This window comes from Streptosporangium sp. NPDC053982 (genome assembly GCF_055585205.1).
The window spans coordinates 159,348-184,391 of sequence record NZ_JBVJKQ010000007.1 but is presented as its reverse complement, the minus strand read 5'-3'; the positions used below and the strand labels follow the sequence as shown (position 1 = coordinate 184,391).

The following is a 25,044-nucleotide window of genomic DNA, read 5'->3' as shown; positions in this document are numbered from 1 at the left end:
ATCGGTAAGGTTGCGGTACTGGGCTACTGGGATCGCCTACGTATCCCGGCCGTCTGCTCCCCGGAGCGAAAGGCATGGTCGTTGCTGTACGGCAGGGCGAGTGAGCAGGCCGCGGTCGAGAAGCTCGTCGAGGCGGCGCGTGCCGGCCAGAGCGGCGGCCTCGTCCTGCGCGGCGAGGCCGGCATCGGCAAGTCGGCGCTGCTGGACCGGGCCGCCGCGTACTGCGCCGGCTCCGATGTGCGGGTGCTGCGGGCCGCCGGCGTCGAGCCGGAGGCCGATCTCGCCTTCGCCGGGCTCGTGCAGCTGCTCTGGCCGGTCCAGGACCAGTTCGGCGCCCTGCCCGCGCCGCAGGCGGACGCGCTGCGCGCGGTGCTCGGCTCGGGCGGCCCGGCCGGGCAGGACAGGTTCCTGTCCGGGCTGGCCGTGATGACGCTGCTGGCCCGTCTGGCCGGCGACGGACCGGTGCTCTGCCTGGTCGACGACGCGCACTGGCTGGACCAGGCCACCGCCGACGCGTTGCTGTTCGCCGCCCGGCGTCTCACGGACGAGAGGGCCGCACTGCTGTTCGCCGCGCGGGAGGAGGGTTTCGCCGCCCCCGGTCTGCCGGAGGTCCGGCCGTCCAGGCTGTCGCGGGAGGACGCGGCCCGCCTGCTGGAACATCGGGGCCTGCCGCCCGCGGAACGGGATCAGGTGATCGCCGAATCCGATGGGAACCCGCTGGCGCTGCTGGAGTTCTCCGCCGGACGCCGGCCCTACCACACGGCGGCCGGCCCGATGCCGGTCGCCGACCGGGTGCTCTCCTCCTTCCGCTCGCGCATCGCCCTGCTGCCGGGGAGGACCCGGCTGATGATGCTGACGGCCGCCGCCGAGGGCCGCGGCGACCTGCCCATGCTGCTGCGCGCCGCCGCGGCGCTGGGGGTGGGGCCGGAGGACCTGGCTGAGGCCGAGGAGGCCCGGCTGGTCGAGGTGAGCGCCACCGCCATCGCCTTCCGTCATCCCCTGATCCGCACCGCCGCCTACCAGGACGCGCCCCTGGCGGAGCGGATCACCGTGCACTGGGTGCTGGCGGACGCGGCCACCGACGACGACTGCCGGGTCCGGCACCGGGCCGCGGCCGCCACCTCCCCGGACGAGGACCTGGCGGCGGACCTGAGCGCCGCCGCCGGACGGGCCCGCGACCGGGCCGCCTTCGCCGCCGCCGCCGGGTTGTGGGAGCAGGCCGCGGCCTTCACCCCGAGCCCGTCCGACCGGGCCGCCCGGCTGGCGCGGGCGGCGTCGCCGGCGCTCCTGTCCGGCCACGCCGGCCACGCCGCGGATCTGGTCCGGCGGGCCGAGGAGACCGCGGGCGACCCCGCCTCCCTGGCCGCGCTGGCCGGGACACGGGCGGCGGTGGAGTTCGAACGGGGAGAGGGCGGGCGGGCCGCCCGCGTCCTGGTGGAGCGGGCCGCCGCCGCGGACCCGGCGCGGGTGACGCCCATGCTGCGCACGGCGGCCGGGTACGCGTGGCTCTGCGGCGAGGCGGAGGTGATCCGGAGGGCGGACGCGCTGCTGGCCGGCATGGGCGGGCAGGACCCCATGGTCCAGGGGCTGGCGCGTCTGGTCGACGACGACTACGCGCGTGGCCTGCCGCTGCTGCGGCGGTTCGTCGCCCAGGCGTCACCCGGGCCCGCCGCCCGGACGCCGGACACGCCCCCTGAGGACGCCATCACGCCGCCGGAGGACGCGACCGCGCGGTGGGCCGCCTTCTGCGCCATGGTCCTCGCCGACGACGACACCGCCTCGGCCCTGGCGACCGCCGAGGCTGCGCGGCTGCGCGAGCAGGGCCTGGTGGGGGCACTGCCCCAGGTGCTGCAGGATCTGGCCGGGGTGCGGGTCCAGGCCGGCCGGCACCGCGACGCCGAGGCATTCGTCGCGGAGGCCGTCCGGCTCGCGTGCGACACCGGGATGCACCGGCGGGTGACGCGGCTGCACGCGGTGCTGGCCAGGGTGGCGGCCATCGAGGGCGACGAGGAACGCTGCGTCCGGCTGGCCGGCGACCCGGCCGACGCCGGCGGCATGACCGGCCTCGCCGCGCTCTGCCTGCTCGACCTCGGGCTCGGACGCCACGAGCGGGTGCTGGAGCGCCTGGAGGCCGCCGAGAAGGGACCGCTGCGCCACCTGACGGGGCTGGTCACGGCCGGAGCCGAGCAGGTCGAGGCGGCCGTACGGCTGGGCCTGCCGGAACGGGCCGAGGAGCCGCTGCGCCGCCTGGAGGCCTGGGCGCGCGCCGGGGGGCAGCCCTGGGCGGAGGCGGTCAGCGCCCGCTGCCGGGCGCTGCTCGGCGACGACGAGGACGACTACCTCCGCGCCCTCGCGGCGCACCGGCGCGCGGACCGGCCCTTCGAGCAGGCGCGCACCGAGCTGGCGTACGGCGAGTGGCTGCGCCGGGCCCTCCGTCGCAGCGACGCCCGCGATCCGCTGCGCGCGGCGCTGCGAACCTTCGAGCGGCTGCGGGCCGCGCCGTGGCAGGCGCGCGCGGAGGCGGAGCTGAGGGCGACCGGGGAGTCCGTCGTGGCCGCCCGGCCGGCGGCCGCCGACCCCCTGGAGCGGCTCACCCCCCAGGAGCTCCAGGTCGTACGGCTGGCGATGGACGGCGGCACGAGCCGGGAGATCGCCGCCCACCTGTTCCTCAGCCCGCGCACCGTGGAGCACCACCTCTACCGGGCCTACCGCAAGCTCGGTGTCCGGTCCCGCCGCGAGCTGGCCCGGCTCGGCCTCACCTGAGGTCCGTCCCGGCCGGGAGACCGTCCACGGTGACGAAGCCGTCCGGGAGGCCGTCCACGGTGACGGAGCCGTCCGGGCCGACCGCGACGCCCACCTCGTGCCCGGCCACCCGGAGCCCCCGCACCGACACCGCGCCGAACGGCGTCCCGGCGAGGGGGCGCAGCAGTACGCGGCCGGCCGGCACGTCCGGGTAGAGGCCCACGGCGGCGTGCGCGATCACGACCGCGGCGGCGGCCGACCACGCCTGTGGGCGGCAGGCCGCCGGGTAGGGCACGGGACGGCCGGCCACCCGGCTGTCGTCCCCGGCGAACAGCTCCGGCAGGCGGTAGCCGAACGACTCCCCGGCGGTCAGCAGGCCCCTGGCCAGCTCTCCCGCCTGGGCCCCGAACCCGGCGCGCGCCAGGCCGGAGATGACGATCGCGGTGTCGTGCGTCCAGACGGACCCGCAGTGGTACGACATCGGGCTGAACCCGCCGTCCCGCGACGACATCGTGCGCAGCCCGAAGCCGCTCGCCATGGCGGGCGAGGTCAGCAGCCCGGCGACGTGCGCCGACTCGGCCTCGGAGAGCAGGCCGGTGCCGAGGAGGTGGCCGATGTTGCTGGTGAGGGCGTCCACCGGCCGTTTGTCGCGGTCGAGGGCGAGGGCGGGGATGCGGCCGTGCGGGCCGTCCACCCAGAACCGGGCGCGGAACCGTTCGGCGAGGCGGCCCGCGTGGTCGCGCCAGCGGTCGGCGCCCGGCCGTCCGAACGCCTCCAGCAGGGCCGCGGCGTGCCGGGCGGCCTCGCAGACGTAGCCCTGCACCTCGGCCAGGGCGATGGGGGGCGGGGCCGTCCGGCCGTCGTGGAACCGCACGGCGTCCCCGGAGTCCTTCCACCCCTGGTTGGCCAGCCCGCGGGAACTCTCGTCGACGTATTCGACGAAGCCGTCGCCGTCGGGGTCGGCGTGGTCGGCGAGCCAGCCCAGCGCGGCCTCCAGGTTGGGCAGCAGCGCCGCGACCTGTTCCCCGGGCATGCCCCAGCGCCAGGCGTCGTGGAGCAGGCTGATCCACAGCGGGGTGGCGTCGACGGTGCCGTAGTAGGCGGGGGGCAGCCGCATGCCGTGCTCGGGGAACACGGACTCGTGGCGGCGCAGCTCGTGCATGATCTTCCCGGGCGCCTCGCCGGAGGCCGGGTCGGTCCGCACGCCCTGGCGGCGGGCGAGGATCCGCAGGGTTCCGGCGGCGAGGTCGGTGCCGAGCGGCAGGAGCATGCGGGCGGCCCACAGGCTGTCGCGGCCGAAGAGGGTCAGGAACCACGGCACGCCCGCGCCGAGGAAGGTGTCGTCGGGGGCGCCGGTCTCGGTCAGCCGCAGGGAGGCCAGGTCGTCGAGCGACTGTTCCAGCAGGCGGGGCAGCCGGTGGTCGGCGGCCTCGACCTCGGGCCTGGACCACTCGACGGGGCGGCGGGGGGCGGCCACGACGGCGCCGGGGTCGTCGATCGCGACGTTCCAGCGCAGTACGGCCCGCCCGCGCGGGGGCAGCTCGACCCGCCAGCTCAGCCGCGCCGCACCACCGGGCCCGGCCGCGGCGTCGGTGTCAGTGTCCCGGCCGGCGTCGGCGTCCCGGCCGGTCACGGTGACCCGGATGTTCCCGGAGCGCCAGGTCAGCTCGCCGGGCGCGCCGTCCTCGGCCGTCGCCGGGGTGCCGGAGCCGCCCGACTTCACCGTCTCGATCGGCGCGAAGTCGCAGCCCAGTTCCAGGGTGACGGCGGCGGTCACCGGGGCCGCGGCGGTGGAGACGACCTCGATCTCCTCGTCCATGCGGCCCGGCGTGACGCGGCGGACGCGGTCGATCCGGACGGTGGGGTCGGGGCCGGGGTCGCCCAGCCACCGCGCCAGGGAGACGAACCGCGCGCCGCCGGGGCCGCCCGGGGCGTGGCCGACGGCCTCCGGTTCCCGGCCGTCCACCTTCAGCACGACCTGTGACAGCGCCCGGGAGTCGGCGTGGAAGAGTCCCTGCACCCCGGCGGGGCGGATCTGCCCGTCGGCGCCGCCCAGCGCGGTCGTCGGCGCCAGCACGACGCTGACGAGGTCGTGGAGCAGCGGCTGCAGGTGGGGGTCCCGTCCGGTCGTCGCGGGGGCGCCGTCCGCCGGGTCGGATGTGGCTTCGGCAAGCACTGGTGATCCCTCGGGGGTCGGGGTGGGGGCCGGCACGGTCTTGACAGAACGGCGCCGGGGGTGCACATTGCGATGCAATTCCTTTACTTGAACGATCCAATCATGCCGTATCCCCCTTTGAACGTTCAAACCCCAGCAAGGTGCAAATGACGCAAAAAGTGACGATCACCGACGTGGCGCGGCACGCGAAGGTGTCCCGCCAGACGGTGTCGAACGTGCTCAACACCCCGGAGGTCGTCCGCGAGGAGACACGGCGGCGGGTGCTGGAGGCCGTCGAGACGCTGGGGTACCGCGCCAGCCAGGCCGCGCGGCAGATGCGCACCGGCAGGTCCCGGCTGATCGCCACGCGCATCGAACCGTCCCACGACGGCATCAACGGCACCGTCTACGACCGCTTCCTGCACGGGCTCACCGAGTCGGCCGCCGCGGCGGGTTACCGGGTGCTGCTCTACACCGCCGAGGACGACTCCTCGGAGATCGCCACCATCGACGACCTGCTGGGCGCCTACGAGCCCGACGCCTTCGTGCTCACCAGCACCCACCACGGCGACGCCCGCACCTCCTGGCTGGCCGAGCGGCGGCTGCCCTTCGTGACCTTCGGCCGCCCGTGGGGCGTGCCGGAGGGGTCCGGCCACGCCTGGGTGGACGTGGACGGCGCCGCCGGGACCGCCGAGGCGACCCGCCGCCTCCTCGACGCCGGGCACCGGCGGATCGGGTTCATCGGCTGGCCGGCCGGCTCCGGCGTCGGCGACGACCGCCGGGCCGGCTGGGCGCGGACCCTCGCCGCGGCGGGAGTCGATCCCGCGGGCCTGGACCGCGCGACCGACGACGGCGTGGCCGCCGGCGAGGCGCTGGCCCGCGACCTGCTGGGCGGCGGCGACCCGGTGACCGCGCTGGTCTGCGTGAGCGACTCGCTCGCCCTCGGCGCGCTGCACGCCGCCCGCTCCCCCGGCGACGGCCAGGGCGCAGACCGGGCGGTCCGGCCGGACCGGCCGGTCGCGGTCGTCGGCTTCGACGACACGCCGGTGGCCAGGGCGGTGGGGCTGACCAGCGTCAGCCAGCCGCTGGCCGAGGCCGCGGCGAGCTGCGTCGCGCTGCTCACCGGGCTCCTCGACGGCGAGGACCCGGCGGGCCGTACGGCGGGCGACGCCGTGAGCGCCGCACCGGGTCGTACGGCGGCCGACGCCGTGAGCGCCGCGCCGGGCCGTACGGCGGGCGGCGCCGGTGCCGGCGTCGGCATCGGAACCGGCGCCGCGGGCCGCGGGGAGGCGGGGGCCTCCACGGGATCACCACGTCAGATCCTGCTGCGCCCCGCCCTGGTGGTGCGCGGGTCCACCTGACCCCCGCGGCCCCCCGCGGAGCCTCGCGGCCCCGCGGGGTCCCCTCCGTGGAGGCCCGCCCTCCCCACCGAACCACCGAACCACCGAACCACCGACACCCCCCGACCCCTCTCAACGACGATCAGGGAACGCGATGAAACGCAGCAACCTCCGCGCGGCGGCCCTCGGCCTGGCCGCCTGCGGCGCCCTCCTCACCTCGGCGGCCTGTGGCAGCGGTTTCGACGACAAGCCCGGCGGCGCGGCGGCGCCGCAGAGCGCCGGACCCGCCGCTCTGCAGGTGCTCATCGGCTCCTCCGGCGACGCCGAGACGAACGCGGTGCGCCAGGCGGCGGACGCCTGGGCCAAGGCCAGCGGCAACACGGCGACGGTGACGCCCGCCCAGGAGCTGTCCCAGCAGCTCGGCCAGGCGTTCGCGGCCGGCGACCCGCCGGACGTCTTCTACGTCGACGCGGTCCGGTTCGCCGACTACGCCAGCGTCGGCGCGCTGGAACCGTACGGGGACAGGATCTCCGAGCCCGGCGACTTCTACGAGAGCCTCCGCACCGCCTTCACCTACGACGGGAAGCTCTACTGCGTGCCCAAGGACTTCTCCACCCTGGCGCTGACGGTCAACGAGGAGCTGTGGAAGAAGGCAGGGCTGTCGGAGGACGACGTGCCGACCAGCTGGGACGAGCTGACCGCGGTGAGCGAGAAACTCAAGGCGAAGGGGATCGTCCCGCTGGCCCTCGGCGACAGCCGCGACCGGATCGGCGCCTTCATGGTGCAGGCCGGCGGCTGGATCACCAGCCCCGACGGCAGGCAGGCCACCGCCGACACCCCGCAGAACCTCGCGGCGCTGGAGTACGTGCGGAAGCTGGTGAGGGACAAGCTGGCGGTGTTCCCCAAGCGCCTGGACTCCGGCTGGGCCGGTGAGGCGTTCGGCAAGGGCAAGGCCGCGATGGCCATCGAGGGCAACTGGCTCAAGGGCGCGCTCAAGGCCGACTTCCCCGACCTGAAGTACTCGGTGCACGAGCTGCCCGCCGGTCCCGCGGGCAAGGGCACCCTGTCGTTCACCACCTGCTGGGGCGTCGCGGCCAAGAGCAGGCACAAGGACGCGGCGATCGACTTCGTCGAGGCGATGACCAAGGCCGACCAGCAGATGGCCTTCGCCCGCGCCTTCGGCGTCATGCCCTCCCGGCAGTCGGCCAGGGACGCCTATGTCAAGGAGTTCCCCGCCGACGCCCCGTTCGTGGCGGGCGCCGACCACGCCCACGGCCCGGTGAACGCCCCGAAGGTGGAGAGCGTGCTGGCCGACTTCGACACCGGCCTGCAGAAGATCGACTCCACGCCGCCCAGGACGATCCTGCAGCAGCTGCAGCGGAACACCCAGGCCGCGCTCGGCGACTGACCCTGACCGGACCCGAGAGGACGGACGGTCCCGGCCCCCGTGCGAAGAGGCCGGGGCCGTCCGGATGGAAGGATGGAAGGAGGGCGACGTGGCCGACACCGCGATCCGCGCGGGCCGCCGCGGGTTCCGGCTGAGCGACGCCGCCAGGGAGAACATCGCCGGCTGGCTGTTCGTCGCGCCGGTGGTGGTGATCCTCGGGCTGTTCATGCTCGTGCCGATCCTGATGGCGATGTGGGTGAGCCTGACCGACTGGAACGGCCAGGGAAGCCCGTTCCGCGACGGGGTGCCGTTCGTGGGCCTGGACAACTACGCCCGGCTGTTCACCGAGGACGGCCTGACCCGCCGGGACTTCATGACCAGCGTCCGCAACAACCTCTACTACGTGGCGATCGTCGTGCCGGCGCAGACCGTGCTGGCCCTCGGCCTCGCCCTGGTCGTCAACGGCAGGCTGCTGAAGGGCCGGACGTTCTTCCGCACCGCGTTCTTCTTCCCGTCGGTGACCAGCTCGGTGGCGATCGGTGTGGTGTTCCTGTTCGTCTTCGCCGGCTCCGGCGCGGTCAACCGGCTGCTCGGGCTGTTCGGCGTGGACGGCCCGCAGTGGTTCGCCGACTCGCGGGGGGTGCTGCATCTGCTGCTCGGCGCCGTGGGCCTGGCCGATCCGGACGCGCCACCGGCGGCGCTGACCGGCGACGGCCCGCTCGGGCTGTCGTGGTGGGAGTGGCTGTCGGGACCCAGCGTGGCGATGTGCACGATCATCATCCTGGTCGTGTGGACCACGTCCGGCACGTTCATGCTGATGTTCCTCGCCGCGCTCCAGGACGTCCCGGTGTCGCTGGAGGAGGCGAGCATGCTCGACGGAGCCGGCCGGTGGCAGCGCCTGCGGTACGTGACGCTGCCGCTGCTGAAGCCGACGCTGTTCCTGGTGCTGACGCTCGGGCTGATCGCCACCTGGCAGGTCTTCGACCAGATCTACGTGATGAGCCAGGGCAGCCCGGCCAAGACCACGCTGACCCCGGCCTACCTGTCCTACCAGACGGCCTTCCGCAGCTTCGACTACGGCCCGGGCGCGGCGATCTCCTTCGTGCTCTTCGCCGTCATCGTGGTGCTGAGCCTCATCCAGCGGTGGGTGATGCGCGACCGGGACGCCCGGCCACGCGACCGCCGCACGGCGCGAACGAGGAGGTCCTCGACATGACGACCGCGGCGGATTCTCGGGCGCCCCGGCGGGCGCCCGCCCGGCCGCCCTCCGGGGCGGCGCGGCTCCGGAGGAGAGGCGGACCCGTGGAGGCGCGGTCGGCGGCCTCGCTGTTCGCGGGCTACGCGATCCTGGTGTTCTTCGCGCTGGTGTTCCTGTACCCGTTCGTCATCCAGGTCGCCGGCTCGCTCAAGACCGAGGCCGGCGCGACGGCCGACCCACTGTCGCCGGTGCCCTCACCTCTGTCGCTCGCCGGGTACGAGAAGGTGTTCCTCGGCACCGACATGCCGCTGTGGCTGGGCAACTCGGTGCTGGTGACGGTCGCCGTCACCGTGGGGCGGGTGTTCCTGGACTCGCTGGCCGGCTACGCGCTGTCCCGGCTCCGCTTCCGGGGACGGCGGGCCCTGTTCTCGGCGGTGCTCGCGGTGATGGCGGTGCCGGGCGTGGTGCTGTTCATCCCGAAGTTCCTGGTGCTCAACCAGCTGGGGATGTACGACGGTTACGCCGCGCTGATCGTTCCGATGGTCGCCGACGCGGCCGGGGTCTTCATCATGAAGCAGTTCTTCGAGTCGATCCCGGTCAGCGTGGAGGAGGCCGCGCGCATCGACGGCGCCGGGGTGTTCCGCGCGTTCTGGTCCGTCGTGCTGCCGATGGCCAGGCCGGCGCTGCTCACGCTGGCCATCCTGTCGTTCCAGGGCACGTGGAACGAGCTGCCGCACAGTCTGGTGGCGGTGCAGAGCCCGGAGCTGTTCACGCTGCCCCGCGGGCTGGCCGACCTGGTGTCGGGGTCACTGGGCAGCGGCATGCAGTACCCGCTCAAGCTGGGAGCGGCGGTGCTGGCCACGATCCCGGTCGCGGTCATCTTCGTGATCTTCCAGCGGTACTTCGTCCGGGGGGCCAACGAGGGGGCGGACAAGGGCTGACGTCTTCCGGGTCGTGCCGGGGACGGCTCCTGCGGCGGGGCCGATCCCGGTACGCAAGGCGTACCATACTCTCCCTTTTCCCCGTCCTGACCTGCGTGGATAGATGATTGCCCCATGCGCGTACACGACAAAAAGGGGAATTGCGGGCATGCGACGAGCGCATGCCGCTGTCCCCATCGGGAGAGCATGGGATGAAGGACGCCCGGATCGACATCTTCAGCGGCCTGGCCCTGGACATCTTCGACCCGGCTCCGGTCGGGGTATCGGTCAGCAGGGGCCCGGACCACCGCCTGATGTACACCAACGCCGCCTACCGGTCGGCCTTCGGCGACAGACCGTTCGGCGTCCCCGCACGCGAGGCGTTCGCCGACCTGGTCGAGCGCGACTCCTACATCTCGATGCTGGACCGGGTCATGCGGGACGGGCAGCCGGTGAACATCGTCGAGGGCCGGGCCACCATGTCCTTCGCCGGCGGCGGCCCGCAGGAGCGCTTCTTCAACTTCAGCATGTCGGAGATCTGCCTCGGTGGCGGCGAGCGCGGGGTGCTGCAGGTGTCCGTGGAGGTGACCGAGCAGGTCATCGCCTCGCGCTGGATCGACGCCCTGTCGGAGGAGCGGCGCCGCCTGCTGCGGCGCTACCGCAACCTGGGGCGGGTCGGCACCCAGATGCTCTGGGTGGCCGGGGCCGACGGCGGTGTCATCGAGCCGAGCCCGGGGTGGCAGAAGGTGACCGGCCAGACGTGGGAGGAGTTCCAGGGCGACGGATGGCTCGACGCCGTCCACCCCGACGACCGGGCCGAGACCGCCGAGTCGTGGGCCAAGGCGGTCGGGGAGGTGTTCCCGCTGTGGGAGCACGTCCACCGGCTCCGGCTGGCCGACGGCGGCTACCGGCACTTCAGCGCGCGGGCCGTGCCGGTGCACGAGGACGACCGCGTGGTCGAGTGGGTCGGCACCTGCGCCGACATCGAGCAGCAGTGGCAGCAGGAGAGGTGCCGCGAGCTGCTGGGCCGCGCCTCGGCGGCCACCGCGGACGTCACGCGCCTGGAGGAGATGCTCTCGGCGCTGGCGCACGTGATCGTGCCGGAGCTGGCCGACGTGTGCGGCATCTACCTGCTGCCGGAGTCGCCGGACCGGCCGGTGGGACCCCCGCTCGCCTTCCGGCACGTGGCCGGCGCCGTACGGCCGGGCCTGCCCGGACTGCAGACCGGGTACGAGGTGACGCTCGGCCCGGAGAGCGCGCTGGTGCGGGCGGTGCGCCGCCGCCACGTCGTGCGCCGGGAGTTCCCCCGGGGCAAGCCGCCGCCGGACCTGCAGCTGCCGCCGGGCGGCATCAGGTGGCTGATCACCGTCCGGGCCACCAGCGCGGCGCTCGTCCCGGTCGTCGTCGACGGGTTCGTGGCGGCGCTGGTGACCGTCGCCACCTGCGGGGACCGCCCGGCGATCAGCGAGGCCGACGTGACCCTGATCGGGCAGATGCTCGACCACGCGCACGACGCGCTCAGCGGCGCCATGGAGTTCCAGCGCACCCAGCGGGTGGCGCTCGCCCTGCAGCGCAGCCTGCTGGCCGAGCCGCCGTCCGTCCCCGGCCTGCGCATCGTGGCCCGCTACCGGCCTAGCCCGGCGGCCGCGGCGGTCGGCGGCGACTGGTACGACTGCTTCGTGCTGGGCGACGGCACGCCCGTGCTGACGATCGGCGACGTCGCCGGCCACGACCTGCCCGCGGCCGTGACCATGGGCCAGATCCGCACCATGCTCAGGGGGCTGGCCGTGGACCGCGAGGAGCCGCCCGAGGAGGTGCTGCGGCGGCTGGACAAGGTCATGGAGCTGCTGTGCCGGGACCAGACGGCCACCTGCGTGCTGGCGCGAGCCGAGCGGGCGGAGGCCGGCCTGTGGCGGCTCAACTACTCGGTGGCGGGTCACCCGCCACCGCTGCTGCTCACCCCGGACGGCCAGGGACGCTTCCTGGACGAGGCGCGCTGCCCCCTGCTGGGCGTCGCGAAGGACCTGCCGCGCCACAGCGCCGTCGAGGCGCTGCACCCGGGCGCCACGCTCCTGCTCTACACCGACGGCCTGGTCGAACGCCGCGGCGAGGATCTCGGGACCGGGCTGAACCGGCTGCGGGACCACGCCGTGTCGCTCGTCCGCGAGCCGCTGGACGCCCTCTGCGACGAGCTGCTGGCCCGGCTGGTGACCGGCGGGGACGACGACATCGCCATGATCGCGCTGCGGAATCCCCTCATAGCGGGAGAAGCCCACCCGGTTTGAGGGCCTTCATCGCGATCTGAGAGGTGAGCTTGTCCAGGCCGGGCAGGCGGCCCAGCCGTTCCAGGCAGAGCTGGCTGTAGGCGTCCATGTCCGGTACGGCGACGCGCAGCACGTAGTCCGGGCGGCCGAACATGCGCAGGCACTCCACCACGTCCTCGATCTCCATGACCGCGTTCTCGAACGCCGTGACGGTCTCGGCGTCCTGGCCCTCCAGTTCCACGTAGGCCAGGACCTGGAAACCGCGCCCGACGGCCGCCGGGTCGAGAACGGCGCGGTAACCGCTGATCACTCCCGACTCCTCCAGGTTGCGGACCCGGCGCAGGCACGGGGAGGGGGTCAGCCGCACCCGTTCGGCCAGTTCCTGGTTGCTGAGCCGCCCCTCCCGCTGGAGAAGGCTGAGAATTGCTCGATCGGTGACATCCATGGCAATAAATATTAATCGACCAGCAATCCGGCATAAATCTTGACATCGCGTGCGCCGTAGCCTGGCATAGCCTTGCCGCACCCTCAGCGACCTGGAGATGGGACGAGAGCATGACGATCTTCGCCGACCCCCGAGAGGCGACTCCCGGCGACGGACACCCCCGCGGCGAGGATCGGGAGTTCATGACCGGCACGCAGGCCCTGGTCCGGCTGATCTTCGACCAGATGCGCGCCGACCGCGCCGCCGGCCTCGACACCGGCGCGATGGTGTCGGGATACCCGGGCTCCCCGCTCGGCGGCTTCGACCAGGAGCTCATCCGCTCCCGCCGGCTCGCCGAGGAGCTCGGCGTCGTGCACCGGCCCGGCCAGAACGAGGAGCTGGGCGCCACCGCCGCCTGGGGCAGCCAGCTCGTGCCCGCCCTCCCCCGGCCGCGGAGGGCGGGCGTCCTGGGCGTCTGGTACGGCAAGGCCCCCGGCGTCGACCGCGCGGCCGACTCCCTGCGGCACGGCAACTTCGTCGGCGCCCATCCCGACGGCGGCCTGATCGCCCTCTGCGGCGACGACCCGGGCTGCAAGTCCTCCACGCTGCCGTCGGCCACCGAGACCGCGCTCGCCGCGATCGGCATGCCCGTCGTCCACCCCGGCACCGTGCAGGAGCTGCTCGACCTGGGCCGGCACGCCGTCGCCGCCTCCCGCGCCAGCGGCCTGTGGGTGGCCGTCAAGGCCGTCTCCAACGTGGTGGACGCCACCGGCACGGTCGAGACCGGCCTGGACCGCGTCGTCCCGGTCATGCCGATCGTGGAGCACGAGGGCAGGCCGTACCGGCACGTCCCCGACGCGACGCTACTCACCCCGTGGTCGCTGGAGATGGAGAAGACCCTGGTCGGGCCGCGCCTGGCGCTGGCCCGCGCCTACGCCAGGGAGAACCGCCTCAACCGGATCACCACCGACCCCGGCGGCGCCTGGCTCGGCATCGCCGCCTCCGGCACCGCCTACCACGACGTGCGCCAGGCGTTCCGCCGGCTCGGCGTGGACCCGGCCGAGCTCGGCGTGCGTCTGCTGAAGGTCGGCATGATCTGGCCGCTGGAGCCGGAGATCGTACGGACCTTCGCCCGGGGCCTGACCGAGATCCTCGTCGTGGAGGAGAAGGCCCCGCTGCTGGAGGGCCAGATCAAGGAGATCCTGTACGGCACCGCCGGCGCCCCCCGGGTCCTCGGCAAGCTCGACGACAACGGCGCCGTGCTCATCCCGCAGGCCGGGGCGGTGGACGCCGAACTGGCCGCCAAGGCGGTCGCCTTCCGGCTGCGCCGCGGCGCCGAGGCGGACGCGGCGGCCGGGCGGCTCGGCCCCGACGTGCGCGAGCGGATCGACCGGGGCCTGGCGTCGATCTCCCGGCCGGCGCCGCTGAAGCTGCTCGGCCCGCAGCGCACGCCGTTCTTCTGCTCCGGCTGCCCGCACAACCGCTCCACCGCCGTCCCGGACGACGCGCCGGTCGGCGCGGGCATCGGCTGCCACACGATGGTGGTGATCAACCGCGAGGGCAAGGGCACGCTCACCGGCCTGACCCAGATGGGCGGCGAGGGCACGCAGTGGATCGGCCAGGCGCCGTTCACCGACACCCCGCACATCTTCCAGAACCTCGGCGACGGCACCTTCCACCACTCCGGCTCGCTCGCCATCCGGGCGGCCGTCGGCGCGGGCGTCAACATCACCTACAAGCTCCTCTACAACAGCGCGATCGCGATGACCGGCGGCCAGGTGATCACCCCGTCCCTGGCCGTGGCCGACCTGACCCGCTGGCTGGAGATCGAGGGCGTGCGCCGGGTGATCGTCACCACCGACGAGCCCGAGCGCTACCGCGGTGTCAAGCTGGCCCGGATCGCCGAGGTGCGCGGCCGCGCGGCGCTGGAGGACGCCCAGCGGGAGCTGGCCGCGGTCCCCGGCGTGACCGTGCTGATCCACGACCAGCAGTGCGCCGCCGAGAAGCGGCGGCTGCGCAAGAAGGGCGACCTGCCCGACCCGGTCCGGCGGGTGGCGATCAACCAGCGGGTGTGCGAGGGCTGCGGCGACTGCGGCAAGAAGTCCGAATGCCTGTCGGTGCTACCGGTGGACACCGAGTTCGGCCGCAAGACCGAGATCCACCAGTCGTCCTGCAACAAGGACTACTCCTGCGTCGAGGGCGACTGCCCGTCCTTCGTGACCGTCGTGCCGGGCAGACCCGGCACGAAGCGGGCGGCCGTGCCCGCCCCGCCGGCGATGCCGGCGCCCGCGTTCCGCACCGCGGAGACCACCGTCCGGCTGGTCGGCATCGGCGGCACCGGCGTGCTGTCGGTGGCGCAGATCATCGGCCGGGCCGCGATGTTCGACGGCAAGCGCTCGCGCGGGCTCGACCAGACCGGCCTCGCCCAGAAGGGCGGCACCGTCGTCTCCGACATCCTGATCTACGAGGGCGACGACGACCGGACCGGCCAGGCGAGCACGGCCGGGGTGGACGCCTACCTCGCGCTCGACCTGCTCGGCGCCACCGACCCGAAGAACCTCAAGGCCGCCGGCCGCGACCGGACCGTGGCCGTGGTCTCCACGAGCCTCGCGCCCACCGGTTCGATGGTCGTCGACCCCTCACGGCACGTCACCGACGTCGCCTCGCCGATCGGCGCGCTGGAGGCGCGGACCCTGCGCGAGCTGAACGTCTACCTCGACGCCGAGGAGGTCGCGCAGGCGCTGTTCGGCGACCACATGCCGGCCAACACGATCGTGGTCGGCGCGGCCTGGCAGCGCGGGCTCATCCCGCTGAGCCTGGAGGCGATCGAGCGGGCCATCCGGCTCGGCGGCGGCAAGAGCGCCGACAGGACGGTCGCCGCCTTCCACTGGGGCCGCGCCGTCGTCGCCGACCCCGAGGCGGTGGCGCGGGCCACCCGCCCGGACGCCCCGGCCGAGCAGCCGCCGAGCCCGGAGACCTCCCGGCTCGTGGACTCGATCGCGGCCCCCGGCACCGAGCTGCACCGCCTGCTGTCGGTACGGGTGCCCGACCTGGCCGCCTACCAGAACCCCCGCTACGCCGCCCGCTACGCCGAGTCGGTCCGCGCGGTCCTGAACGGGGAGCGGGCCGCCATGGGCGGGGCGGCGGGCGAGGAGGCCGGCGAAGGGGCCGTCGAGGGGATGGTGTCCTTCCCGGTCACCGAGGCCTACGCCCGCCACCTGCACCGCCTGATGTCCTACAAGGACGAGTACGAGGTGGCCCGGCTCCACCTCGACCCGGCGGAGCGGGCCAGGATCGCCGCCGAGTTCGGCCCCGGCGCGAAGATCTCCTACAACCTGCACCCGCCGTTCCTGCGGGCCCTGGGCATGAAGCGCAAGATCCGGCTCGGCTCCTGGTTCGACCCGGCCTTCCGCGCGCTGTACGGCATGCGCGGGCTGCGCGGCACCACGTTCGACCCGTTCGGCATGGCCGGGGTGCGCAGGGTCGAGCGGGAGCTGGTGGACGAGTACACCCGCGACGTGCACCGCGCCCTGGCCCGGCTGCGCCCGGACAACCTCGACGCGGTCCGCGAGCTGGCCGAGCTGCCGGACGTGGTCCGCGGCTACGAGGACGTCAAGCTGGGCAACGTCGCCACCTACCGCAAGCGGGCGGCGGAGCTGCTGGGCGGGCTCTGAGCGGCCGGCCCGGCGGGTCAGGCGGCCCGGGCCAGGAGGGTCGCCTCGTCGATGGGGCTCTCGTGGGTGCCGGTCACCGTGCAGGCGTGCGCGCCGGCCAGGGTGCCCAGCCGGACCGCCTCGTCCAGCCGGCGGCCGGACAGCAGGCCGTACAGCACGCCGGAGACGAACGCGTCGCCGGCGCCGTTGCTGTCGGCCACCGGGCCGGGCAGCGGGGCGGCGGGGACGTGCCGCGGGCCGTGCTCGTCGAGGACGTGGCAGCCCTCGGCCCCGGCCGTGCAGATCACCGTGGTGGCGCGGCCCCGGTCGAGGATGTCGCGCATGACCTCGTCGCGGCGGGAGCCCAGCGCCGCCTCCGACAGGAACACCAGGTCCGAGGAGTAGGCGAAATCGCGGTGGTGGTCGTTCTCGCCGTCCCAGTCGTGCAGGTCGGTGGAGATCCGCGTGCCCTCCAGGCCCTCCAGGTCGGGGTAGACGTGCCGGGCGAAGTCCACGATCGACACGTGGACGTGCCGGGCCGCGCGCACCGCGGGCAGGTACAGCTCGCGGGGCAGCCGCTCGCCCGGCGCCTGGCGCGGGTCGAACAGCGACAGCCGCCGCCCGTCGGGGCCGACCAGCAGGACGCTGCGCCGGGTGCCCTGGGGGGCGAGCTCCCAGCCGAACTCCACCCCCGCGCCGGCCAGGTGGTCGCGGATGAGCCGTCCCTGCGGGTCGTCGCCGATCAGGTCGAACAGCTTGGTCCTCAGGCCGAGGGCGTGGCAGCCGAGCGCGACGCCGCTGCCGGTGTTGCCGATCCGGTCGATCACCGGGGGGACGGCGTAGGTGTCGGCGTAGGGCAGCGGGAGCTGGGGGACGTAGGCGGTGGTGTCGACACCGGTACCGCCGATCACGACGACGTCATGGTTCACCGCTCAATGATCCCACCCGCCGCCCGGCTCCCCGTCGGGGGTGTCCGCGCCGTACGGCCCCTCACCCGCGGACGCCCGCACCGTACGGCCCCGCCGTACGCCGTGGTCAGCGGTTGACCAGGGGGCCGGAGCCGGTCGAGCCGCGCACGACCAGCTCGGCCTGGAACATCAGCTCGGTGTGCCTGCCGCCGGCGCCGTTGATCTCCTCCAGCAGGGTCGCCACGGCGGCCGAGGCCATGGCGCCGATGGGCTTGCGCACGGTGGTCAGCGGCGGATCGGTGAACGCGATCAACGGCGAGTCGTCATACCCCACCACCGACACCTCCCCCGGCACCGACAACCCCCGATCCCGGCACGCCCGGATCGCCCCCAACGCCATCAGATCCGACGCGCACACGATCCCCGTACACCCCCGCTCCAGCAACTGCGCCGCCGCCGCCTGACCCCCCTCCACCGAGAACAACGAATGCGACACCAGCTCATCGACATCCGACACCCCCAGCAACTGCGCCATCGCCTGCCGGAAACCCTCGATCTTCCGGATCACCGGCACGAACCGCCCCGGCCCCACCGCCAACCCGATCCGCTCATGCCCCAGATCCACCAGATGCTGCACCGCCAACCGCGCCGCCGCCCGATCATCCGGCGAGATGAACGGCGCGTCGATCCGGTCGCTGTAGCCGTCCAGCAGGACGATCGGCAGGCCGCGCTCCCGCAGGCGGCTGTAGCGGTCCATCCGGGCGGTGGTGTCGGCGTGCAGCCCGGAGACGAAGATGATGCCGTCCACGCCCCTGTCGACGAGCAGCTCGGTGAACTCGTCCTCGGGCACGCCGCCGGGGAGCTGGGTGCACAGCACCGGGGTGTAGCCGTGCTGGGTCAGGGCCTTCTCGATCGCCTGGGCGAACACGGGGAAGATCGGGTTGTCCAGCTCCGGGGTGACCAGGCCGACCAGGCCGTTGCTGCGCTGGCGCAACCGCTGCGGACGCTCGTAGCCCATCAGGTCGAGCGCGGTCAGCACGGCCTGCCGGGTGGTCTGCGACACCCCGGGTTTGCCGTTGAGCACCCTGCTGACCGTCGCCTCGCTGACCCCCGCCTGCGCGGCGACGTCGGCCAGCCGGACGCCCGCGCCGTCGGAGCGGGACCGGGTCCGGCTGAGTTCACCCTCCATTGGAGGTACCCCACCATGCCGCCGGAGCGGGCGCAACCCGAGCGCCGCGCCGCCCGCCTCCTCGCCGTCCACCGGGTACTCCGGAGGCCCCAACGGTTTCTCCTTTCTCTGGTAACCCACTCGTAACGCAACTTCCCGTCAGGGAAATTTGAAGTAACTAACAGATGTGCCTCTTCTCACCATGTCTATGGACACATGGGTGAGCCGCACGATGTACTACCTCATCGATCACAGTGGCTGGATCCGGGCGACGTCGTCCGGGAGGAACGAGCGCGCATGAGTACCGTCGTCCTCGACAATGTGAGCAAGATCTACCCTGGCGGGTATCTCGCGGTCGACCGAATGAACCTGCGGGCGGAGAACGGGGAATTCCTCGTCCTGCTCGGTCCTTCCGGGTGCGGGAAGTCCACCCTGCTGCGGATGATCGCGGGCCTGGAGGAGATCACCTCCGGCGATCTGTGGCTGGGCGGGGATCACGCCAACGACCTGGCGCCGCGCGACCGCGACGTCGCCATGGTGTTCCAGAACGGCGCCCTCTACCCGCACCGCACGGTGCGCGGCAACATGGCGTTCCCCCTGGAGATCGCCAAGGCCGACCCGGCGCTGGTCAGGGATCGGGTGACCGAGCTGTCCAAGGCGCTGCACATCTCCGAGACGCTCGAACGCCGTCCGGGGACGCTCTCCGGCGGCCAGCGCCAGCGCGTCGCCATGGGCCGGGCGATCGTGCGCCAGCCGTCGCTGTTCCTCATGGACGAGCCCCTGTCCAACCTCGACGCGGGCATGCGGACCGAGCTGCGGATGGAGATCTCCTCGCTGGTCCGCTCGCTGGGCGTGACCACGATCTACGTGACGCACGACCAGGTGGAGGCGCTGACCCTCGCCGACCGGATCGCCATCATGAACCGCGGCGTGCTGCAGGACGTCGGCACCCCCGCCCAGGTCTACAACGACCCCGCGACCGCCTTCACCGCGGCCTTCCTCAGCTCCCAGCAGCTCAACCTCCTCTCGGCGACCGTGCGGGCCCCGCAGAACCAGTACGTCCTGCTGGACTTCGGGGTGCACCAGATCATGATCCCCTGGAACGATCCCCGGTCCTACGCCATCTCGCAGCATGTCGGCCGCCAGATCATCGTCGGGCTGCGCCCCGACTGCCTGGCGCCGGTCTCCGAGAGCTTCGAGGGCCCCACGTTCCTCGGCCGGGTCCGGGCTTTGGAGTACCACGGTCACGAGTGGCTGGCCTACGTCGAGAGCGGCATCCCCTCCGTGGTGGTCCCCGAGCCCCCGGACCCCAGGCACAAGGCCCGCGACCTCGCGGCGGCCACGCCGGGCGGACGGGCCCGCGCGGTCTTCCGGCGGCTGCTGCCCGGCCTGGCCGGCGAGCCGGAGCCCGACGAGGTGGAGGAGGAGGCCGGCGGGGGCAGCCACCGCCGGACCGACCTGATCGTCCGGCTGGGCGCGCGCCCCGTCTGGCGCGGCGGTGACCCCGCCCGGGTGGGCGTGGACGCCACGCGGCTGATGTTCTTCACGGTGGACGGCGCCCGCATCGACCCGCCGCAGCGCTGACCGGAGGGGGGTCCCCGCGCCGTACGCGGACGGCCGCCGGTCCCGCCCGGCGGCTCCCCGTCGGCGGCCGGTCCAGTGGCAGATTCGGCGGCAGATTCAGCGGCCGATGATGGCGACGATCTCGACGACGCGGACGACGCGGTCCAGCTCGGCGCGGTGGAAGGCGGCGTCGCGCGCGAGGACCAGGTGCAGGTCCGCTCCGGGGATCGGCAGGCTCATCAGGTGGCCGCCGCCGGAGCCGAGGACCGCGGGACGCGGCGGAGCGGCCCAGGCCGCCCCCTCGGCGCCCTCCCCGGGCCCTCCCGCCGCCACGGCGCCCACGTGCTCCTCCAGCGCCTCCGGGGCCTGCCAGCTGCGGTGCACGACCTCCCCGGTGCCGGAGCGTACGGTGACCGCCCACCCGGCGCCGACCAGGCCGGGGACGGCGTCCACGAGCGTGGCGAAGGCGCGCCCGGGTTCCGTGGCCACGTGCCGCAGCAGGTCGTAGTCGGGCGTGCAGCCGGGGATCTCGCGGGTGGGCCAGGCGGCCTCGACGTTCAGGCCGGGGACGGCGGAGAGGCGGTCCCCGATGTCCCCGATCCCGGTGACGCCGGGCCAGGAGACGGTGAAGTCGTCGACCGCCCGGCCGCCCCCGCGCTCCAGGACCGTGACCTGCAGGATGTCCGCCCCCAACGTGCCGAGCACCCGGGCGACCTGGCCCAGGGCTCCGGGCCGGTCGGGAAGGGACACCCGTAGCCGGAACATCATTTGTCGATCACCTCTCTCTGGGCATCAGGGTGTCCTAGACAGGTTTCGCGAGTGTTCCGGGGAGATGTCCAGCATAAAACCCCAGGTACTGAAATATCCGACCCGCCCGGCTTTGTGCCTCACATCGACGCCGAGCGGGTGTCGACGGCCCCGTGACGACGCCGGGCCAAGGACTCAGGCCGGAGGCCGCCGTGGCGTGGGCGCCGTCCCGAACAGGTGGGCCAGGTGGTAGTCGATGATCTCGGCGGCGGCCTCGTGGCCGCGCTGCCGGCTGAGGACGCTGGAGGTCAGGCCGTTGGCGAGAGCCAGAAGGGCGGCGACTTCGGTGCGCGGGTCACGATCGGGTCCGATCTCCCCAGCCTGCTGGGCGGTGGCGAGCCGGGCGGTGAGGAAGTCCTCCAGCGCGTCGGGCCGGGTGAGCGCGGCCGCGGCGAGCGCGGGGTCGGTGAGGGCGGCGGTGTAGTAGGCGGTCCAGGCCAGCGAGTCCATCCGGCTCTGTTCGTCGGAGGGCAGGATCGCGCCGAGGACGGCTTCGAAGACGCTCCGCGTGGACGGTCCGCCGGTGACGGCGGCCCGCTGCCGGACCCTGCGGTCCAGGCGGGCGGTCAGCTCGGCGAGGCCGGAGTCGAGCAGGGCCTGCTTGTCGGTGAAGTAGTACTGGACGACGCGCAGCGAGACCCCCGCTTCGGCGGCGATCTCACGCATCGACACGGCCTGCAGGCCGCGGGTGCCGGCGATGCGCAACAGCGCCTCGGTCAACCGGCGTCGCCGCTCGTCGTGGTCGACCTGTTTGGGCATGCGGGTCTCCTAGCGGTGGTCCGGCGTCGCGGCCTCGCCCCGGGCCCGGCCGGGGAAGGTGAGGATCCGCTCCGTGACCAGGTCCGGAGCCTCGACGGGCAGCGCGTGCCCGGTGCCGGGCACGATCTCCACCCGCCACGACGGTGCGATCCCGGCCAGCCGCGCGGCCACCGCCTGCGCGTCGTGCAGCGTGCTGCGGGCGCCCAGCAGCACCTGCACGGGCACCGACAGCTCACGCACCTGCTCGTCGGTGTAGACGGGCGGGACGGGCAGCCGCCGGCGGAAGGACCGGCCGGCCGTCATCAGCCTCATCAGCGCGTCCTCACGCAGTGTGCCGTTGCCGACGGCTCCCGCGACACGGCGTCGCAGTGCTCGCGGGAGCAGAGCGGCCATGCCTCCGACGATGAGCCACCGGTAGAACCGTCCGGTCAGCGGCGCGAAGCCGGCGGGGTCCAGCAACGTCAGCGCCGCGACCCGGCCGCCCCCGCCGAGCTGCTGTTCCACCGCGGTCCAGCCGCCGTAGGAGGAACCCACCACATGTGCGCGCTCGGCGCCGGCCGCGGCCAGGACCTCGGTGAGCCAGCCGCCGACCTCGGCGCCGGTGGCGAGCGGCCGCGTCTGAACAGAGCGGCCGGGCTCGCCGAGCGGATCGACGGCGAGGACCGGGCGGACACGTGCCAGTGGCTCGATGTAGCGGTGCCAGGCCAGCGCGTTCCCGCCGGCACCGGCCAGGAGGATCACCGGATCCCCCTCGGCGGGCCCGGCCCGGTGGATCCGCACGCTGCCGGCGCGGGTCTCCACGTCGACGACGTCCACCGGCACCGGCCAGAGCTCGCCGAGCACTCGGTCATAGGCGGCGTAGTACCTGTCACGGGCGGAGTCGCCGGTGAAGGCCGACGGCCGGTCGGGCATGCGCATGGTGGCCCCATCTCGCCGGAATGGATACAGATGTATCCTAACAACGGAGTAGAGCCGTCCACAACGGCGGCCGGCGCGCCTAACGGATGATCTTCGGGCCGGAGCCGGTCGAGCCGCGGACGATGAACTCCGGCTGGAAGACGAGCTCGGAGTTGTGCATGGGGGCGCCCGCGACCGCCTCCAGCAGGGTGTGCACCGCGGCGGTGACCATCGAGTGGACGGGCTGGCGCACGGTGGTCAGCGGCGGATCGGTGAACGCGATCAACGGCGAGTCGTCATACCCCACCACCGACACCTCCCCCGGCACCGACAACCCCCGATCCCGGCACGCCCGGATCGCCCCCAACGCCATCAGATCCGACGCGCACACGATCCCCGTACACCCCCGCTCCAGCAACTGCGCCGCCGCCGCCTGACCCCCCTCCACCGAGAACAACGAATGCGACACCAGCTCATCGACATCCGACACCCCCAGCAACTGCGCCATCGCCTGCCGGAAACCCTCGATCTTCCGGATCACTGGCACGAACCGCCCCGGCCCCACCGCCAACCCGATCCGCTCATGCCCCAGATCCACCAGATGCTGCACCGCCAACCGCGCCGCCGCCCGATCATCCGGCGAGATGAACGGCGCCGGCACGTCGTCGGCGTGGCCGTTGAGCAGGACGATCGGCACGCCCTGCCCGATGAGCTGGGTGTAGCGGTCGGAGCGGGCGGTGGTGTCGGCGTGCAGGCCGGAGACGAAGATGATGCCGCTGACGCCGCGCTCGACGAGCAGCTCGGTGAAGTCGTCCTCCACCACCCCGCCCGGCACCTGCGTGCACAGCACCGGGGTGTAGCCGTGCTGGGACAGCGCCTTCTCGAAGGCCTGGGCGAACGTCGGGAAGATCGGGTTGTCCAGCTCCGGGATCACCAGGCCGACCAGGCCGTTGCTGCGCTGGCGCAACCGCTGCGGACGCTCGTAGCCCATCAGGTCCAGGGCGACGAGCACGGCCTGCCGGGTGGCGGAGGAGACACCCGGCTTGCCGTTGAGCACCCTGCTGACCGTCGCCTCGCTGACCCCCGCCTGCGCGGCGATGTCGGTCAGCCTGGCCGTACCGCTCGACAGGGGGGCGGCGCCGTTAGGCGGCATCGCGGTCCCACCAGACGGCGGAGTCGGGCGCCAGGCGGGCCACGCCGTCCGCGACGGCGGGCTCGGCGCTGGCCAGCAGCACCCGTCCGGGGACGGGGATCTCCACCGGCTCGCCGGTCAGGTTGACCGTGCAGGCGAACCCGTCGCCCCGGGCGTAGGCGAGCGTGCCCTCCGGGGAGCGGAGCCAGGTCAGCGGGGCGTCGTCGAAGGCCCGCCGCTCCCGGCGGACGCGCAGCGCCTCCCGGTACAGCCGGAGGATGGAGGCGGGGTCGCGCAGCTGGGACTGGACGCTGAGCGGGCCCCAGGAGGCCGGCATCGGCAGCCAGGACTCCTCGATGCCCGGCAGGCTGAAGCCGAAGTGCGGCTCGACGTCGGCCCACGGGATCGGCACCCGGCAGCCGTCGCGGCCGTCGTCGGGGTTGCGCAGCCGCTGCGGGTCGCGCAGGAACTCCTCGGGCAGGTCGAGGACCTCCGGCAGGCCCAGCTCCTCGCCCTGGTAGAGGTAGGTCGAGCCGGGCAGGGAGAGCGTCAGCAGGGCCGCGGCACGGGATCTGCGCAGGCCGGTCTCGCCGCCGCCGTAGCGGGTGGCGTGGCGTTTGACGTCGTGGTTGGACAGCACCCAGGTCGTGGGCGCGCCGACCATGCCGGCCGTGGCCAGCGACTCGGTGATCACCTTGCGGAAGACCGGGGCCTCCCACGGCGCGTTGAGGAAGTGGAAGTTGAACGCCTGGTGCAGCTCGTCCGGGCGGACGTAGTTGGCCAGCCGCTCGGGGTTCGGCGCCCACGCCTCGGCGACGCCGATCCGCTCGCCCGGGTAGGAGTCCAGGAGGCGGCGCCAGGCGCGGTGGATCTCGTGGACGCCGTCCTGGTCGAAGAACGGCACGACGTCGGCGCCGATCATCCGCACCTGGTCGGGGTGGCCGACGTCGGGCAGCCCCTCGGCCTTGACCATGCCGTGGGCGACGTCGATGCGGAAGCCGTCCACCCCCATGTCGAGCCAGAACCGCAGGATCGACTCGAACTCGGCGTGGACCTCGGGGTGCTCCCAGTTGAGGTCGGGCTGCTCGGAGGCGAACAGCCGCAGGTACCACTCCCCATCGGGGAGCCTCGTCCAGGCGGGGCCGCCGAAGACCGACTCCCAGTCGTTGGGGGGCAGCTCCCCGTCCTCGCCCCTGCCCGGCCGGAAGACGTAGCGCTCCCGTTCGGGGCTGCCGGGCCCGGCGGCCAGTGCCTGCTGGAACCACACGTGCTGGTCGGAGGTGTGGTTGGGCACCACGTCGACGATCACCCGCAGGCCGTGCCGGTGGGCGTCGTCGATCAGGGCGCGGGCGTCGGCCAGCGACCCGAAGATGGGATCCACGTCCCGGTAGTCGGCCACGTCGTAGCCGAAGTCGGCCATCGGCGAGGTGTAGAACGGGGTCAGCCAGAGGGCGTCCACTCCGAGGTCGGCGAGATACCGCAGCCGGCTCCGCACGCCCAGCAGGTCGCCGATGCCGTCGCCGTTGCCGTCGGCGAAGCTCCGCACGTAGACCTGGTAGATCACGGCGTCGCGCCACCAGCGGGTGGCGGTGGTCTCGCCGGTGTGGCCGACCTGGACGAGCTCTGTCATATCAGTCCCCCGATCAAATGACATATCAGGACGTGGTGTGCTTGGTACGCGGTGGTACCCGGTTACCGGTTGGTACGCGACGGCACCGCCCGGTGCG

17 protein-coding genes are annotated in these 25,044 nt (G+C 73.6%); 8 read left to right on the top strand and 9 right to left on the bottom strand.

The features are described from left to right. Window positions 1–81 precede the first annotated feature (81 nt). Complete coding sequence (locus ACZ6W9_RS14405) at window positions 82–2,763, top strand: ATP-binding protein (RefSeq protein WP_470118068.1); 2,682 nt, start codon at window positions 82–84, stop codon at window positions 2,761–2,763. Here ACZ6W9_RS14405 and ACZ6W9_RS14400 read toward each other — a convergent pair. Beyond that, window positions 2,756–4,918 carry a glycogen debranching N-terminal domain-containing protein gene (locus ACZ6W9_RS14400; protein ID WP_470118066.1) on the bottom strand — a complete coding sequence of 721 codons (2,163 nt, stop codon included), beginning with the start codon at window positions 4,916–4,918 and terminating at the stop codon, window positions 2,756–2,758. The two genes, ACZ6W9_RS14405 and ACZ6W9_RS14400, sit on opposite strands and share 8 nt — an antisense overlap. Before the next feature lie 146 nt (window positions 4,919–5,064). Here ACZ6W9_RS14400 and ACZ6W9_RS14395 point away from each other — a divergent pair, with 146 nt between their 5' ends. The 5 genes from ACZ6W9_RS14395 to ACZ6W9_RS14375 all read left to right on the top strand — a co-directional run bounded on the left by ACZ6W9_RS14395 (window position 5,065) and on the right by ACZ6W9_RS14375 (window position 12,027). Then, window positions 5,065–6,258, top strand: coding sequence for a LacI family DNA-binding transcriptional regulator (locus ACZ6W9_RS14395; protein ID WP_470118064.1), 1,194 nt, complete (start codon window positions 5,065–5,067; stop codon window positions 6,256–6,258). 133 nt (window positions 6,259–6,391) lie between these two features. Continuing rightward, a complete protein-coding gene (locus ACZ6W9_RS14390; protein ID WP_470118062.1) occupies window positions 6,392–7,645 on the top strand; it encodes a sugar ABC transporter substrate-binding protein in 1,254 nt (417 codons plus the stop codon). An 88-nt stretch (window positions 7,646–7,733) separates the two neighbouring features. After that, window positions 7,734–8,840 carry a carbohydrate ABC transporter permease gene (locus ACZ6W9_RS14385; protein WP_362945851.1) on the top strand — a complete coding sequence of 369 codons (1,107 nt, stop codon included), beginning with the start codon at window positions 7,734–7,736 and terminating at the stop codon, window positions 8,838–8,840. A gap of 86 nt (window positions 8,841–8,926) precedes the next feature. Continuing rightward, window positions 8,927–9,763 (top strand): carbohydrate ABC transporter permease, encoded by an 837-nt coding sequence (locus ACZ6W9_RS14380; protein WP_362945849.1) that lies wholly within the window; start codon window positions 8,927–8,929, stop codon window positions 9,761–9,763. 191 nt (window positions 9,764–9,954) lie between these two features. Next, window positions 9,955–12,027 carry a SpoIIE family protein phosphatase gene (locus ACZ6W9_RS14375; protein ID WP_389963086.1) on the top strand — a complete coding sequence of 691 codons (2,073 nt, stop codon included), beginning with the start codon at window positions 9,955–9,957 and terminating at the stop codon, window positions 12,025–12,027. Here ACZ6W9_RS14375 and ACZ6W9_RS14370 read toward each other — a convergent pair. Continuing rightward, window positions 11,999–12,451, bottom strand: coding sequence for an Lrp/AsnC family transcriptional regulator (locus tag ACZ6W9_RS14370; RefSeq protein ID WP_362945844.1), 453 nt, complete (start codon window positions 12,449–12,451; stop codon window positions 11,999–12,001). The genes ACZ6W9_RS14375 and ACZ6W9_RS14370 overlap by 29 nt on opposite strands. A gap of 110 nt (window positions 12,452–12,561) precedes the next feature. Between ACZ6W9_RS14370 and ACZ6W9_RS14365 the strand changes: the two genes are divergently transcribed. Then, window positions 12,562–16,104 carry an indolepyruvate ferredoxin oxidoreductase family protein gene (locus tag ACZ6W9_RS14365; protein WP_470118058.1) on the top strand — a complete coding sequence of 1,181 codons (3,543 nt, stop codon included), beginning with the start codon at window positions 12,562–12,564 and terminating at the stop codon, window positions 16,102–16,104. A 17-nt stretch (window positions 16,105–16,121) separates the two neighbouring features. Here the strand turns inward: ACZ6W9_RS14365 and ACZ6W9_RS14360 are convergent, their stop codons facing one another. Further along, window positions 16,122–17,012, bottom strand: a complete 891-nt coding sequence (locus ACZ6W9_RS14360) for a carbohydrate kinase family protein (RefSeq protein WP_389963080.1) — start codon at window positions 17,010–17,012, stop codon at window positions 16,122–16,124. 106 nt (window positions 17,013–17,118) lie between these two features. Next, entirely contained in the window at window positions 17,119–18,180 is a 1,062-nt protein-coding gene (locus tag ACZ6W9_RS14355; RefSeq protein ID WP_389963077.1) for a LacI family DNA-binding transcriptional regulator, read from the bottom strand. Between the two features lie 276 nt (window positions 18,181–18,456). On the opposite strand from ACZ6W9_RS14355, the gene ACZ6W9_RS14350 reads away from it, so the two are divergent. Next, window positions 18,457–19,743, top strand: a complete 1,287-nt coding sequence (locus ACZ6W9_RS14350) for an ABC transporter ATP-binding protein (protein ID WP_389963074.1) — start codon at window positions 18,457–18,459, stop codon at window positions 19,741–19,743. 96 nt (window positions 19,744–19,839) lie between these two features. Here ACZ6W9_RS14350 and ACZ6W9_RS14345 read toward each other — a convergent pair whose 3' ends face one another. The 5 genes from ACZ6W9_RS14345 to ACZ6W9_RS14325 form a co-directional block, all read right to left on the bottom strand. After that, window positions 19,840–20,490, bottom strand: a complete 651-nt coding sequence (locus tag ACZ6W9_RS14345; protein ID WP_389963071.1) for an ACT domain-containing protein — start codon at window positions 20,488–20,490, stop codon at window positions 19,840–19,842. A 174-nt stretch (window positions 20,491–20,664) separates the two neighbouring features. Then, on the bottom strand, window positions 20,665–21,288 hold the full coding sequence (locus ACZ6W9_RS14340; RefSeq protein WP_389963068.1) for a TetR/AcrR family transcriptional regulator: 624 nt from the start codon (window positions 21,286–21,288) through the stop codon (window positions 20,665–20,667). A 9-nt stretch (window positions 21,289–21,297) separates the two neighbouring features. Next, complete coding sequence (locus tag ACZ6W9_RS14335; RefSeq protein WP_389963065.1) at window positions 21,298–22,206, bottom strand: alpha/beta fold hydrolase; 909 nt, start codon at window positions 22,204–22,206, stop codon at window positions 21,298–21,300. A 79-nt stretch (window positions 22,207–22,285) separates the two neighbouring features. Continuing rightward, window positions 22,286–23,338 carry a LacI family DNA-binding transcriptional regulator gene (locus ACZ6W9_RS14330; protein ID WP_389963062.1) on the bottom strand — a complete coding sequence of 351 codons (1,053 nt, stop codon included), beginning with the start codon at window positions 23,336–23,338 and terminating at the stop codon, window positions 22,286–22,288. Next, entirely contained in the window at window positions 23,328–24,947 is a 1,620-nt protein-coding gene (locus ACZ6W9_RS14325) for a glycoside hydrolase family 13 protein (RefSeq protein ID WP_389963059.1), read from the bottom strand. Before ACZ6W9_RS14325 ends, ACZ6W9_RS14330 begins: the two co-directional genes overlap by 11 nt. Window positions 24,948–25,044 lie beyond the last annotated feature (97 nt).

Bases quoted from the DNA above. Each gene is read 5' to 3' on its own strand.
- ACZ6W9_RS14395 (WP_470118064.1), top strand. From the start codon at position 5,065: ATGACGCAAAAAGTGACGATCACCGACGTGGCGCGGCACGCGAAGGTG.
- ACZ6W9_RS14390 (WP_470118062.1), top strand. From the start codon at position 6,392: ATGAAACGCAGCAACCTCCGCGCGGCGGCCCTCGGCCTGGCCGCCTGC.
- ACZ6W9_RS14375 (WP_389963086.1), top strand. From the start codon at position 9,955: ATGAAGGACGCCCGGATCGACATCTTCAGCGGCCTGGCCCTGGACATC.
- ACZ6W9_RS14370 (WP_362945844.1), bottom strand. From the start codon at position 12,451: ATGGATGTCACCGATCGAGCAATTCTCAGCCTTCTCCAGCGGGAGGGG.
- ACZ6W9_RS14365 (WP_470118058.1), top strand. From the start codon at position 12,562: ATGACGATCTTCGCCGACCCCCGAGAGGCGACTCCCGGCGACGGACAC.
- ACZ6W9_RS14355 (WP_389963077.1), bottom strand. From the start codon at position 18,180: ATGGAGGGTGAACTCAGCCGGACCCGGTCCCGCTCCGACGGCGCGGGC.
- ACZ6W9_RS14350 (WP_389963074.1), top strand. From the start codon at position 18,457: ATGAGTACCGTCGTCCTCGACAATGTGAGCAAGATCTACCCTGGCGGG.
- ACZ6W9_RS14345 (WP_389963071.1), bottom strand. From the start codon at position 20,490: ATGATGTTCCGGCTACGGGTGTCCCTTCCCGACCGGCCCGGAGCCCTG.
- ACZ6W9_RS14340 (WP_389963068.1), bottom strand. From the start codon at position 21,288: ATGCCCAAACAGGTCGACCACGACGAGCGGCGACGCCGGTTGACCGAG.
- ACZ6W9_RS14335 (WP_389963065.1), bottom strand. From the start codon at position 22,206: ATGCGCATGCCCGACCGGCCGTCGGCCTTCACCGGCGACTCCGCCCGT.
- ACZ6W9_RS14330 (WP_389963062.1), bottom strand. From the start codon at position 23,338: ATGCCGCCTAACGGCGCCGCCCCCCTGTCGAGCGGTACGGCCAGGCTG.
- ACZ6W9_RS14325 (WP_389963059.1), bottom strand. From the start codon at position 24,947: ATGACAGAGCTCGTCCAGGTCGGCCACACCGGCGAGACCACCGCCACC.